This is a genomic window from Rhizobium leguminosarum (assembly GCF_001679785.1).
Taxonomy (GTDB): domain Bacteria; phylum Pseudomonadota; class Alphaproteobacteria; order Rhizobiales; family Rhizobiaceae; genus Rhizobium; species Rhizobium leguminosarum_R.
In genome coordinates this window covers 308,145-320,619 of sequence record NZ_CP016289.1, presented here as the reverse complement: position 1 = coordinate 320,619, position 12,475 = coordinate 308,145, and the positions used below count along the sequence as shown (strand labels likewise).

Annotated in this window: 14 protein-coding genes and 3 pseudogenes; 14 read left to right on the top strand and 3 right to left on the bottom strand. The window is 59.1% G+C overall.

Annotation, left to right across the window (positions count from 1 at the left end; translation table 11 throughout):
• Positions 1–228: 228 nt before the first annotated feature.
• Both BA011_RS33045 and BA011_RS33040 read left to right on the top strand, forming a co-directional pair.
• Positions 229–873, top strand: a pseudogene (locus tag BA011_RS33045) (IS5 family transposase); the annotation flags it as partial.
• Positions 874–946: 73 nt separating this feature from the next.
• Positions 947–1,927, top strand: coding sequence for an IS5 family transposase (locus BA011_RS33040; protein ID WP_065284172.1), 981 nt, complete (start codon positions 947–949; stop codon positions 1,925–1,927).
• Positions 1,928–1,945: 18 nt separating this feature from the next.
• Here BA011_RS33040 and BA011_RS33035 read toward each other — a convergent pair whose 3' ends face one another.
• The gene (locus BA011_RS33035; protein ID WP_237352790.1) at positions 1,946–2,863 is read right to left on the bottom strand and encodes a transposase DNA-binding-containing protein; all 918 of its coding nucleotides are present in this window, start codon (positions 2,861–2,863) and stop codon (positions 1,946–1,948) included.
• Positions 2,864–3,438: 575 nt separating this feature from the next.
• On the opposite strand from BA011_RS33035, the gene BA011_RS33030 reads away from it, so the two are divergent.
• From BA011_RS33030 to BA011_RS45485, 12 genes and pseudogenes are all read left to right on the top strand, one after another.
• Positions 3,439–3,687, top strand: coding sequence for a hypothetical protein (locus BA011_RS33030; RefSeq protein WP_065283977.1), 249 nt, complete (start codon positions 3,439–3,441; stop codon positions 3,685–3,687).
• A 57-nt stretch (positions 3,688–3,744) separates the two neighbouring features.
• On the top strand, positions 3,745–4,212 hold the full coding sequence (locus BA011_RS33025) for a hypothetical protein (RefSeq protein ID WP_064245285.1): 468 nt from the start codon (positions 3,745–3,747) through the stop codon (positions 4,210–4,212).
• Positions 4,209–5,030 (top strand): type III secretion system inner membrane ring lipoprotein SctJ, encoded by an 822-nt coding sequence (gene sctJ / locus BA011_RS33020; RefSeq protein ID WP_081374278.1) that lies wholly within the window; start codon positions 4,209–4,211, stop codon positions 5,028–5,030. Before BA011_RS33025 ends, sctJ begins: the two co-directional genes overlap by 4 nt.
• Positions 5,030–5,647: a hypothetical protein gene (locus BA011_RS33015; RefSeq protein ID WP_064245286.1), complete on the top strand. Its 618-nt coding sequence runs from the start codon at positions 5,030–5,032 to the stop codon at positions 5,645–5,647. The genes sctJ and BA011_RS33015 overlap by 1 nt, the downstream gene beginning before the upstream one ends.
• Positions 5,644–6,207: a type III secretion system stator protein SctL gene (sctL, locus tag BA011_RS33010; protein ID WP_064245294.1), complete on the top strand. Its 564-nt coding sequence runs from the start codon at positions 5,644–5,646 to the stop codon at positions 6,205–6,207. Before BA011_RS33015 ends, sctL begins: the two co-directional genes overlap by 4 nt.
• Positions 6,200–7,519 (top strand): FliI/YscN family ATPase, encoded by a 1,320-nt coding sequence (locus tag BA011_RS33005; RefSeq protein WP_064245287.1) that lies wholly within the window; start codon positions 6,200–6,202, stop codon positions 7,517–7,519. The genes sctL and BA011_RS33005 overlap by 8 nt, the downstream gene beginning before the upstream one ends.
• Positions 7,516–8,526: a type III secretion system cytoplasmic ring protein SctQ gene (sctQ, locus tag BA011_RS33000; protein WP_064245288.1), complete on the top strand. Its 1,011-nt coding sequence runs from the start codon at positions 7,516–7,518 to the stop codon at positions 8,524–8,526. The genes BA011_RS33005 and sctQ overlap by 4 nt, the downstream gene beginning before the upstream one ends.
• Positions 8,526–9,179, top strand: coding sequence for a type III secretion system export apparatus subunit SctR (gene sctR, locus BA011_RS32995; RefSeq protein WP_064245289.1), 654 nt, complete (start codon positions 8,526–8,528; stop codon positions 9,177–9,179). The genes sctQ and sctR overlap by 1 nt, the downstream gene beginning before the upstream one ends.
• Positions 9,180–9,182: 3 nt before the next feature.
• Entirely contained in the window at positions 9,183–9,452 is a 270-nt protein-coding gene (locus BA011_RS32990) for a flagellar biosynthetic protein FliQ (protein WP_065283976.1), read from the top strand.
• Between the two features lie 5 nt (positions 9,453–9,457).
• Positions 9,458–10,273 carry an EscT/YscT/HrcT family type III secretion system export apparatus protein gene (locus BA011_RS32985; RefSeq protein ID WP_065283975.1) on the top strand — a complete coding sequence of 272 codons (816 nt, stop codon included), beginning with the start codon at positions 9,458–9,460 and terminating at the stop codon, positions 10,271–10,273.
• On the top strand, positions 10,260–11,111 hold the full coding sequence (locus BA011_RS32980) for an EscU/YscU/HrcU family type III secretion system export apparatus switch protein (protein ID WP_065283974.1): 852 nt from the start codon (positions 10,260–10,262) through the stop codon (positions 11,109–11,111). The genes BA011_RS32985 and BA011_RS32980 overlap by 14 nt, the downstream gene beginning before the upstream one ends.
• Before the next feature lie 42 nt (positions 11,112–11,153).
• Positions 11,154–11,285 (top strand): annotated as a pseudogene (locus tag BA011_RS45485) (helix-turn-helix domain-containing protein); the annotation flags it as partial.
• A 120-nt stretch (positions 11,286–11,405) separates the two neighbouring features.
• Here the strand turns inward: BA011_RS45485 and BA011_RS32975 are convergent.
• Positions 11,406–11,796 (bottom strand): annotated as a pseudogene (locus tag BA011_RS32975) (IS6 family transposase); the annotation flags it as partial.
• A 230-nt stretch (positions 11,797–12,026) separates the two neighbouring features.
• Positions 12,027–12,455, bottom strand: coding sequence for a hypothetical protein (locus BA011_RS32970; RefSeq protein ID WP_065283973.1), 429 nt, complete (start codon positions 12,453–12,455; stop codon positions 12,027–12,029).
• Between the last annotated feature and the right edge of the window lie 20 nt (positions 12,456–12,475).

The window sequence follows — 12,475 nt, the reverse complement described above, 5'->3', positions numbered from 1 at the left end:
CCGAGGAGCGCATAGATATTGCGAATGCCATCTGAGGCACTCATGCAACGCTGATTGATCGGGACGGTGTGACGTTCACGGCGGATGACCTCAGGGAAATGAAGCGCACGCACGAAGCACGGTGCGCCGAACTGCAGCGAAAGGCCTTCCTGGCCGGCGTTGTTGCGCGGATCACCCGGCGACTGATATTGGGCTTTGGTTTTCAGTCTCCTGATCGGGGTTTTGATGATGTCGCATAAGTTCAATGCCGACCGACGGGACAAGATAGCCAAGCAGAAGTTTAAGGTGACGAATTGGGCGGCATATAATGAAAGCCTACGTCAACGTGGTGATTTGACCATCTGGGTGAAGGATGAGGCCCTGTCTTTATGGACGGCGCCGAGGCGGAGATCGCGGGGCGGTCAGCCGAAATACTCGGATCTGGCGATCACATTGTGCTTGACCCTACGCGTCGTCTACGGGCTGGCGCTACGCCAGACCCAAGGCTTGATGCGCAGTGTCGCGGCGCTGATGGGGTTCGATATTGCCGTGCCTGACTTCTCCACCCTGTCTCGCCGGAGCAAAGGGCTGGCGTTGCCGTCGACAAAGTCCGGAGCCAGAGCGTCCGGTCCTGTTTATCTGGTGGTCGATAGCACGGGGTTAAAAGTCTTCGGTGAGGGCGAGTGGCTGGAAAACAAGCACACAATCAAGGTGAAACGTAAAAGATGGCGCAAGCTTCACATTGGTCTTGATCTTGCTAGCGGTGAGATTGTCTGCGCGGATCTAACCACGGATGATGTTGGCGATCCGACCGCTTTGCCAGGTCTTCTGGATCAGATTGATGGCCCAGTTGCCAAGTTTATCGCTGATGGCGCCTATGACGGAGCGCCGACCGGCGTTGTTGCGCGGATCACCCGGCGACTGATATTGGGCTTTGGTTTTCAGTCTCCTGATCGGGGTTTTGATGATGCCGCATAAGTTCAATGCCGACCGACGGGACAAGATAGCCAAGCAGAAGTTTAAGGTGACGAATTGGGCGGCCTATAATGAAAGCCTGCGTCAACGTGGTGATTTGACCGTGTGGGTGAGTGATGAGGCCCTTGCTTTATGGACGGCGCCGAGGCGGAGATCGCGGGGCGGTCAGCCGAAATACTCGGATCTGGCGATCACATTGTGCTTGACCCTACGCGTCGTCTACGGGCTGGCGCTACGCCAGACCCAAGGTCTGATGCGCAGCGTTGCGGCGCTGATGGAGTTCGATATTGCCGTGCCTGACTTCTCCACCCTGTCGCGCCGGAGCAAAGGGCTGGCGTTGCCGTCGACAAAGTCCGGAGCCAGAGCGTCCGGTCCTGTTTATCTGGTGGTCGATAGCACGGGGTTAAAAGTCTTCGGTGAGGGCGAGTGGCTGGAAAACAAGCACACAATCAAGGTGAAACGTAAAAGATGGCGCAAGCTTCACATTGGTCTTGATCTTGCTAGTGGTGAGATTGTCTGCGCGGATCTAACCACGGATGATGTTGGCGATCCGACCGCTTTGCCAGGTCTTCTGGATCAGATTGATGGCCCAGTTGCCAAGTTTATCGCTGATGGCGCCTATGACGGAGCGCCGACCCGTGATCTTCTGGAGACACGCTTCGGCGAGATCGTGGAGATCATTATCCCGCCTCCCAAGACAGCAGTTGAAAGTCCGCAATCGGCGTTCAATCCAACGGTACGGGACCGCCATATCGCCGAAATCGAAAACAAGGGCCGGATGGCTTGGCAGAAATCCACCGGCTATAACCAGCGCAGCCGGGTGGAGACCCAGATGGGTAGATGGAAGACGGTCATTGGGCCAAAACTCAAAGCGAGGAACTTCGACAATCAGAAAACAGAAGCCAAGATCGGCGTCCACGTTCTCAACCGGATGACTGAACTTGGCCGTCCAGAATTCCGGCGTGTTGTATGAAAAATCCCAAGGGTGGGGTTATCTCGTACAGAATCTGATCCCTGCAACACGTCCGTCCAAAGCAGGGTATCGCTTCTTCTTGCCGATGGGCGGCAGCACCCGGATCCGTTTGAATCGGATGTCCAGGTGGACTTTGGTGACCTCATCGGTGTCGGCGCGAACTTCGATGAGATGCCGGCCGACAGTTTCAACATCGCGCATTTCAGCCGATATCGTGTGATCCCCGTTGCCAGCCAGCCGGTCGACGACGGTGCGCACGACGAAGTGCGTGCCAAGCTCCTTGGTCAGGCAGTAGAGTTCGTAGATATCACTTTCGCGATCGCCTACATGAATGCATCGGTCTGGCTGACCGAGAAGCGCGACGGATTGGCACAGATTTTCAAGCCAACGGATGCTTTCCTTGGTTTCGATCGGAACACGTGTCGGATTGATCTTGCGTTTGAGCTGAGCCGTGCCCTTGAACTTGTCGCGGCTCCAGAACTTGACGGCTGCCAACCCTAAGGGTAGCCCATCCAAGGTCACCGCAAGGCTCGAATGCATCAATATCCCGCAGACCGTATGGTGGCGCAGCCGCTCCTGTTTGTCACGGCCACTGTTGACGCTCTTCGTAAAGCCAACGGCATGCGGATTGCGGCGCTGATAGGTAAACTCGGTCGTGTCCTGCAGCACCAAGATCGGACCATTGGAAGCATCGTAGCGTTGAGCGGTCGCGGCGAAATGGCCGTTAAGGATATCGCCTTCCTCAACATTCGGGTTGGAGAAAAACCGATAAGCGGCTTTTGTGTTGGCCCAGTCCTGGCAGGCGAAAGGAATGGAGCCGCCCATATGCTCTCCAAGCTGTCGTAAAAGTTCTGTGCAGCGTCGGCCAAGGCGAGCATCCTTGAAAGACCCCGCGTCTATTTCCTGCTTGCTCCAATGGCCGTCATTATCAGCCATCACATCGTCTCGAACCGACATAAAGCACCACCTTAAGAGAATCAGGTGCTCGACACAGAATCACAAGTGATTCTTTCGATTCAAGATTTCAGCGAAAGCTTTTCGTAAACGAGTCAGCTACTTATGGGTAATTGCAAGTGCGTAAATGGCGCCTGCGGACTCATATTCATTCGAATATGGGTAAACGGATTGTTCGAAAGCGCCAGTCCGGCGCTTCACTCTTGAAAAGGCGGATGCCTCCGTCGTTCTTGACGGGAAAGCCCTCGCTCAGGCTGGCGAAGCGCGCCCGGAACTCCGAAACAAGAAATTGATGTCTTCTGAAAGCAACCGCAAAGACAATCTTGGCGCGCTTTGCGGATATAAGTTTCGCTTTTTGGATTAAAAGTATCTTATTGCTGTAATCTTCAAGCAGGAATCCATTTTTTTATACAGATAGAATGAGAAGATTCCTCATAAGTACTGCGTGATTTTCCGTGTGTTTCAGTTATCTGTTATAATTAGTGAATTGACACCATGATTTTGGCGAAATATTACCTGGATCAGCATTGATCAGCTCTTCCAGACGGAGAATGTGCATGGCGATTGAAGCGGTAACACCAAATCCGGCCACGGTTCCAACCGCACCTGCGGATGCGCCCAGCTCCACGTCGTCAAACACCAGCGCCAGCGACGCGACGAAGAAGGTTGATCCCAATAGCGAGAAAGAGGTCCTGAATGCTGCGGTCGAAGCGTTCTTGCCGAGCATGGTTTCCAACACGCTGATGCTCAACAACACGCTTTTCAACTTTGCGAAGGACGCCATCGACGAGGGCGATCAGGAATAGTCCTCGGGCCTCGCTTTCACTGACCAAGCGGATTGTGTCGCGTACAAGGAATTTCCGATGAGTGGTGATGCCCTTCCCAGAGGTGCCTTTGTTCCTCCTACCGATGTGGTCGGGTCCGGAGCGCCCTTGCAGACGGTGGAGACCGTTTCCCTCCGGATCGGTACGGATCGGGAGAGCCTTCAAGTCGAGCAGCCGGTCTCGCCTGGTATACAGTTGCGCAAGATCATGCCGGGCAGCGAGGCCGCCCCGGCATTCGATCCCGCGCCGATCGAGACGAAGACTTCGAGTTTCCTCGATCGCATTACCTCTTTCATCATGCCGAAGGGTACAGCGCCCGAAACGCCATTGGTGCGGTTTGTCGAGAAACCGGGCCAGACCAGTGACCACCCGGCGAAGACGGAGAAGCTGGAGAGCGCCATCGACAGGCTGGAAAAGTCTCAGCAATTCGCTACTGGTACGACGCTCATCTCCTCTCTCACGCAATCTGTCATGTCGTCGTCCAAGCGGCTGACGCAAGGCCAATGAGTGATTTGACCGTGGTGATGCCCTTTTCGCTTTCATCGTTATTGCTGCGTCGCGCGGCGGGAATCCTCTCCGTTCTCGTCTGTGCTGCCTTCCTGTCGGCCTGCAGTGAGGATGTCCTGAGCGGCCTTGATCAGCGGGACGCGCGCGATGCGCAAGTGCTCCTGGAGCGTGACGGCATCCGCGCCACGGTAACGGGCGAGAAGGGTGACGTCTTCAAGATCGCCGTTGATGAAACCGATCACGCTCGGGCAATCGAGCTGCTCTCCGACGCCGGTTTGCCGCGCCTGCCGCATCGCACGATGGCGGACCTGTTTCCCGGGGACGGATTTCTGGTCACGCCGCTCGAGCAGAAGGCCAGGATGACCTATGCGGTCGAGCAGCAGCTTGGCGAGACGCTATCGGCATTGGATGGTGTCGCCGCCGCCCGCGTGCATATCGTGCTTCCGGAAGACAATGGGCGGGGTCTCATCAAGGAAAAGGCGCGTGCCTCGGCGCTGCTACAATATCGTCCGGGTGCCAATCTGGTTGATATCGAGATGAAGAGCCGGTCCTTGCTGCTCAACAGCGTTCCGGGTCTCGCCTACGAAGATGTATCGGTGGTGGTCAGCCCCTGGTCGGAGATCGGCTCTCTCGCTGGAGCCGCGCCCGCCGGCGCAGCCGAACCCAAGCAACTGCCCGCCGCGCAGGTCGCGATCGCAACTGCAACGCACGGGCTGGCCTCCTTTCTGGATTATCGCACTCTTTCGATCGCAGGCTCAGCCTTGCTGGCGATTGCCGCCAGTCTCATTCTTCTCCTCCCGCGACGGAAGGAAAGCTGATGACGCGGGCGGGCAGCCATGGCGAACAGGCAGCGCTTGAGGATGTGGCGGTTCGCCGGGCCGCACTCGCCGGAGCTGGCTGTGGAGCAGGGTGGTTGAGCGAAATCGATGCCGACCTTCTGCGCCATCTGGATGCGACACCGCGGCTGCAGTCACGCCTATTTCATGCACGCGCCGAGACCGGTGGCGATCCCGCCTGTCTGCCGGTCGAAGCCGGTCATCTACTGACGCTTTCGCCGCGAATGCAGCGAGAGGCAGCGTTGTCAGTAGGCCTGACCTATCACCTCGCCGCCGCCGGTCCTGTGCTGAGCAAGGACAAAGTGGCGGCGCTGACCGCCATCTTCGGGGAGGATGCTCTGGTATTCGCCTGCGGCCACGCTCATCTGTCCCCGTCGGCACCCACCTTGCCCGGTTTCGAGGACGAGGAGGTCCGGCGGCTTGCCGAAGCGGATGGCTGGGCCATTCTCGGTTTCTGGCTCGCCGACAACGGGTTGGCGCCGATCTGGCTTAGTGAATGGGAAAGCCGGCGGGACGGTGGCTCGATATCGCTGATCCGCTCCGCCGCACTTGCCATCGGCAAGGCCGTTGCGATTGCTCAATGGGAGAGCCGGCGGTGACATCAGCCCCCTTTAGTCAACGGCGGATCATACCAGCGGCCGAGTTCGGGCAGATCAGCGATGCCGCCGATCTCGTCGCTGCCGCCCTTCAGTCCGCGGCGGACATGCATGTAAAGGCGGAAGACGAGCGGCAGGAAGCGCGGCGATCCGGCTATCAGGACGGATTTGCAGACGGTTTGCGCAAGGCTTCCGAGGCTCTTACCGAAGCTACCGGCAAGGCCGAGAGGGAGCTGGGTGACCTGAACCACTGGATTGGCCAGGTCGTGCTGAAGGCTGTAGCGCAGATCGTCGGCTCCATGGATATGGATGATCGCATTCGCCGGATCATCACCCGGGCGATTGCCGACACGGCCGCGACGCAGACGGTCAGTCTTTACGTGCCGCCGGAAGACGAAGGGTTGGTGCGCCGTGCCGCCGAAGGGCTGAACCATTCGTTCGATATCCTCGTCGACCCCCTGTTGTCCGGACAGGAGATGGTGATGGAGACATCGACAAGCCGTGCCCATATTGGCATGCGCGAACAGATCGCCGCGCTCGTGGAGGCCGCGGGCCGTGGTTGAAGCGCTGGCGAGACTGGAAAAGGCGATCGACCAGACGCGGACGCGACGCGCGAGTGGCCGGGTCACAGGCGTCTCCGGTCTGCTGGTGCGCGCGAATGTTCCAGCCGTGCGTATCGGCGAACTCTGCGAGCTCCGCGAGCCGGGAACGGATGAAGTCCGCTTTGCCGATGTCGTCGGTATTGAGGGGGAAACGGCGCTGTTGTCGCTGCATGGGACGACACGCGGCATATCGGTCCGCACCGAAGTCATCCCGACAGGGCGCGAACCGGTGATCGTGGTCGGAGACTTCCTGCTCGGTGCCGTCATCGACGCCCATGGCAATATCATCCGCAAGGCCGAGGGCGTGGCGGGCCGGGCGGATAAAACCAACCAACCACTCTACGCGCCACCGCCAGCGCCTCTCACGCGCCGCCCGGTCGCTCGGCATCTGCCCGTCGGGATCCCGGCCATAGATGGGCTTCTGACCTGCGGCGAGGGCCAGCGGATCGGCATTTTCGGCCCGCCGGGCGCCGGAAAATCGACGCTGGTTTCCGACATCGTCAAGAATGTGGACGCCGATGTCGTCGTCTGTGCGCTGGTCGGCGAGCGTGGCCGCGAAATCGGGGAGTTCGTCGAGCTCGTCATGCCTGCCGGGGCGCGATCAAACGCCGTGCTGGTCACGGCGACGTCCGAGCGACCGGCGCTTGAACGCTTCAAAGCCGTGCTGACCGCCACGGCGATTGCCGAGCATTTTCGGGACCGGGGCAAGCGCGTCGTCCTCGTGGTCGATAGTGTCACACGCCTGGCGCGGGCACTGCGTGAGATTGGACTGGCGGCGGGCGAGCCACCGGTGCGGCGCGGTTTTCCACCCTCGGTCTTTGCGCTCCTGCCGCAGATCTTCGAGCGCGCCGGCAATAGCACCGAGGGTACGATGACGGCTTTCTACACGGTTCTCGTCGAGGGCGAGGAGAGGACGGATCCTATCGCCGAGGAAACCCGTGCCCTTCTCGACGGCCATATCGTTCTTTCCGACAGGATCGCCCAGGCGGGGCAATTTCCGGCAATCGACATATTGGCAAGCAGAAGCCGGACGATGAATGCCGTGGTGACGGAAACACATCGGCGGGCGTCCGACCGGTTGCGCTCGATGCTGGCGCTCTACAAGGAGGTCGAGCTTCTCATTCGTGTCGGCGAATATCAGGAGGGGCGCGATGCGGTGATCGATGAAGCTGTACGCAAGCGAGCTCAGATCGGGAATTTTCTTTTCGGCGGGCACGCGAAAGCGCTGTCCTTCGAAGAAACCGTCGCCAGGCTGCTGGAACTGGCCCGATGAACGCAGCTTTTGATCACCTCTCGCCAATGGGCCTGCATTCTGGACATGGAATCCCGCAGGCGCTCGAAGCCTGGCGGATCCCCTTCGGCGGCGGCATGTTGGCGATCCGGCCGCTTGCTCCTGATATCGCGACGGACAGGATGGAGAATCCGGCGCGTCTCGGTCTGACCATGGCCGGAGAGCCGGTCGAACTCCTGGCGCCTGGCGCCACCCTCAAATTGATCGTCGACCGGCTGGAGCCGCTGGCGCAATGGGACCGTCTTTCGCCGCCGGCCTGCGCAGCGGTGCTGGAATATCTGCTGTCGGATGTTCTGGAGAGGGTCGAAACACAGATCGGCGGGCAGATTGCCTTGACGGACGTCGGCCCAGCGGCACCCCGCGAACTGCCTGGCAATTTCGGTTTTGAACTCACATGGCAAGGGCTTTCCTTGCCGCTATACGGTCATTTTCCCGAGCCGATGCTGATGGGTCTGAGGCGATGGGCCAATCGCCTTCCGCGCCGCCAGCTTGCCGCGCTGACCGCTGAGATTGCCATCCGGCGCGGCTATGCGGTTCTTTCCGCGAGCGAGCTCAAGCAGCTTTCGGTCGGCGACGGGATCCTGATCGACCCTATGGCGGACGAGAACGCAATAGCCGTCACCGGCGAGCATTTTCTGGCGGCCTGCACGCTGTCGAACGAGGGCGCGACGCTTTCCGGACCGTTGCTGACACGGCCAAATGGACCAATGAGGCATTTCATGAGCAATGAAACAATCGACCAGGATTTGCGGGAGGCGCCGACAATCGCGTCTATCGGCGATATTCCCGTCAAGCTTGTCTTCGATATAGCCCGGATCGAGCTGCCGCTATCGGAACTGGAGAGCATTGCCGAAGGCCATGTCTTCCCGCTCGACCGCCCGAAACAGGATGCTGTCGAGATCGTCGCCCAGGGACGGATCATCGGCCGGGGCGAGATCGTCACACTCGACGGCCTCACGGCCGTCCGTGTAACCGCGTTGCACGCCTGATGGAAAGTGCCTTTCCCTTGACCCAGGGGCTGGCGGCGATGGCCGCCATCTCGATCTTGCCCGTCATCGCGGTCGTGGCCACCTCCTTTACCAAGATCGCCGTCGTGCTTCTGATCGTCCGCAATGCTATAGGCATCCAGCAGACGCCGCCGAACCTGCTGGTCTTCGCCATCGCGATCGTGCTGTCGGCCTTTGTGATGAACCCCATCCTTCAGCAGTGCTGGCAGGTCCTTCTGCGCGCCGATGTCCACTTTGACACGATCAATGGCCTGGCGGCCGGTCTTTCGGAGGTCGGCGCGCCGTTGAAGGCCTTCATGATGAAATTCTCCGATGAGGAGGTTCGTCAGTTTTTCGTCAACTCGTCGCAACGCATCTGGGGCGATACCGCAACCCTGCCTGCCAGCCCCGACGATATCACCGTCTTGACGCCGAGCTTTCTCGTCTCTGAGCTGACCCGCGCTTTCGAAATCGGCTTTTTGCTGTATCTGCCCTTCCTGATGATCGATTTTGCGGTCTCGGCCATTCTCGTGGCCTTGGGCATGCAGATGATGTCGCCGACCGTCGTTTCCACACCTTTCAAGCTGCTTCTCTTCGTCGGCGTCGACGGCTGGCGCCGGCTGCTCGAAGGGCTCGTGCTTTCCTATGCGAGCTGAGTGATGGGACAGGAGCAGATCTCGGCCGAAATCGGCGCATCAATCCTCGCGACATTCGCGCTCGCCGGCCCAGTGCTCGGCCTTGCGGCGATCCTTGGGCTGGTGATCGCCATATTCCAGGCAGCAACGCAGATCCAAGAGCAGACAATCGCGCAGATCGTCAAGATATTCGTCCTGTCCTTCGTGCTGCTTGTTTTCGGGCGTGCGCTGGCAACGCCCTTGCTGGAGCACTCGATCCACATCTTCAACGATTTTCCGACCATCGTGCAATAGGCCGGATGGACACGAGCCTTGCCCAGTTCCCCGTCGTCAATTTGCAGACCGCGATCCCGGCGGCGATGGCGCTCGGGGCGGCGAGGGCGCTCGGCATTCTCTCCATCTTTCCGCTGTTCTCGTTGTTCAGCATCACCGGGCTGCTGCGGATCGGTCTTGCCATCGGTCTCTCCGCGCCGGCCGTCGCCTTTGCTCATACGGTGCTAGCGGAGGGCCACACGAGCTATCTCATCCTCGGTGTCCTGTTCCTGAAGGAATTCGTCTTCGGCGGAGTGATCGGCATGGGGCTCGGCATTCCCTTCTGGGCAGCGCAATCGGCGGGCGACATGACGGACGTCTATCGTGGGGCCAATGCGGCCAATCTCTTCGATCAGGTCAATGCGCTTGAGACGACGACGCTCGGCTCAGTGCTGATGTCGATCGCGCTGGCTATCTTTGTCGCAACCGGCGGCATTACCGACCTCGTCGCTATCTTCTACAAGTCTTTCGAATTCTGGCCGCTGTTCGCGTTGAAACCCGCCTTCGACGGGGACGCGTTCAGGATCATTCTGGATATTTTCACAGAGCTTTTCCGGATGGGTACGCTGCTGGCGGCGCCCTTCGTCATCGTCATCGGGGCGATCGAACTATCGCTCGGCTTTGTCGGCCGTTCGGCCAAGCAGTTTCCGCTGAACGACAGCGTGGCGACGTTCAAGAACCTGGCGGTGGCCGGCGTGCTGGTGCTCTACGCCATGTTCGCCGGCAGTTATTTCAACGAGATCTGGACGCGGGGTTTTGCCGAGGTGAAATCGATCTTCGAGGCTGCCGATGTCCAAAAATGACGATACAGAGGAAAAAAGCTTGCCGCCCAGCCGCGTCAAGCTCGACCGGTTGCGACGGGAGGGGCAGGTTGCCCGCTCCAAGGAAATTCCGGTCGCCATGTCGTTGCTGGCGATCGCCGCCTATCTCGCCTGGGCGCTCGGCAATATCCTGCGGGATTTTGCCAGGATATTCGGCATAGGCTTTGATGCCGCGGGCCTTACCGGAAGCCAGCGAACCCAACCGGGTTTTCCTTTGACGGCTGTCAAGGACATGGCCGAGATACTGTTCGGCATATTGTGGATGCCCATGCTGCTCGGTCTTGCGATCGTCATTGCCGTTTCGATCCTCGACGGCCAAGGTTTTCCGGTGACGACGAAGCATATGAATTTCGATCTCAACCGGCTCAATCCGGTAAGTGGGATTAAGAAGCTCTTTTCCGTGACGAACCTGGTGGAGTTCCTCAAAGGCATCGTCAAGGTCATTATCCTTTCCTTCGCGGGCGGTGGTGCCATCCTTTATTTTCTGAACGGCATTTTCTGGGCACCGCTTTGCGGCGAGGCCTGCTCGCTATCCGTCGCGGCCTACCTGATCGGCACCGTTGTCGTCATAGCGGCCGCGATCATGCTTGCCGCAGCATTCTTCGACCTTTCCATCTCGCGCCTGTTGTTCCGCCGCGAACATCGCATGACCAAGACAGAAGCCCGGCGGGAACACAAGGACACGCAAGGGGATCCGCATCTGAAATCGGCACGCCGCCGCGTCGGCGCTGAAATGCGAAACGCTCCGCCACGCAAGGAAAAGCCGGAAAAGAGGCTAGATGTGAGCTTTCCGGAGGTTGTCCATTCGGAGCGGATTTAGGAGACTGGAGTACCACACCTCAGTTTTCCAGGATCACTCCGAATGAACATCCATAAGAATGCCCGACTGACACCGTTGCGGCGAGAGGAAATGCCTTTGGCCGTTGCCAAAGGCCAAGTGTCCAAAGCCCAGGCTGCCCGCCTTTATGGTGTCTCGTCAAAGATCGTTTCGCGCTGAGTCGAACGGTTCAGGGCACAAGGACGCGCCGGGATGGCGGACCGATCGTCCCGGCCATACGTCCACATCTGCATCGACGATGCCTCCCGCATCGCCTTTACCGATATCTTCCCCGACAAAACCGCCGTTAGCGGCATCGAGATCCCGTTCGCTGTCAGCAGGAAATCTACCGGATTTCCGTGTTTGTCGACGGCTCGAGACAAATATCGCCAGTTGCCGCGAATCTTGACGTAGGTCTCGTCAATCCGGACAGAGCCGTAATGCGGCGCCGGAACTGGCGAAGCCGCTTTTCGATCATCCGCGCGTAGGCCAGAACCCTACGGTTGACGGTGCTATGATCGACCTCGAAGCCACGTTCCCGGAACATCTCCTCAAGATCCCGATAGCTGAGTGGATAACCCAAATACCAGGCAACCGCCTGCACGATCAGCCATGCCTCGAAATGCCGGCCCTTGAAATCATCCTTCGATTGCCGCTTCAGCTTTTCGGCAATAGCATTCAGAATCATCGGCTCGTTCCACAATTTTCGGAGCGGCAATCTCTCTTCCCATGGTCAACATACCGTTAAGCGCCAAAAATTTGCGACAAGCCAGTTGTCGTTCGCGTGGGTGGCGTCAGCTCGCGTTGTTGCACGAATACTGCATTGCTGATATTGAGCGCGTGTTCTCGCCCGCAGCATGTTCGCGATGCTCGGTTAGCGTTGAGATGCCCTGGCGCGGGGGTGGGTTCAAGCGCCGCCTATCCTGAGCCATCATCGGCGCCAGGCGCGTCTTCCTTGAGGCTTTCCAAGACGCATTCCGTGCGGCGAACGATGCGAACAGCGCGCGCAAGTCCTACCGCATATTGGGCGGCAGCCTCCTTCACATTGAGGCGCTCCCCCTCCACGGAACGGTGACGAAGCTGCTCGAGCTCCGCTTTCACCATAGCTGCTTGCCGTAGTGATTTGTGCAGATCCTGCCCGTTGACCCGCTGGCCTAGCTGCAGCAACCGCGTCGGCGAGGCAGCATCCGCTCGCTCGCCTGTGGAGTGAAGATCCAGCGCAAGGGCCTCTGCCTCCGCTTCCATATCAACCAATCGATGACGCAACGCCGCAAGCTGTCGGGCAAGACCATCAGCGCGGATATTTCTGATCTGCAAGAGCTTCTCAAATAAGCTCGCGTCGTCCATTCGGGTTACCATTGGCCAAG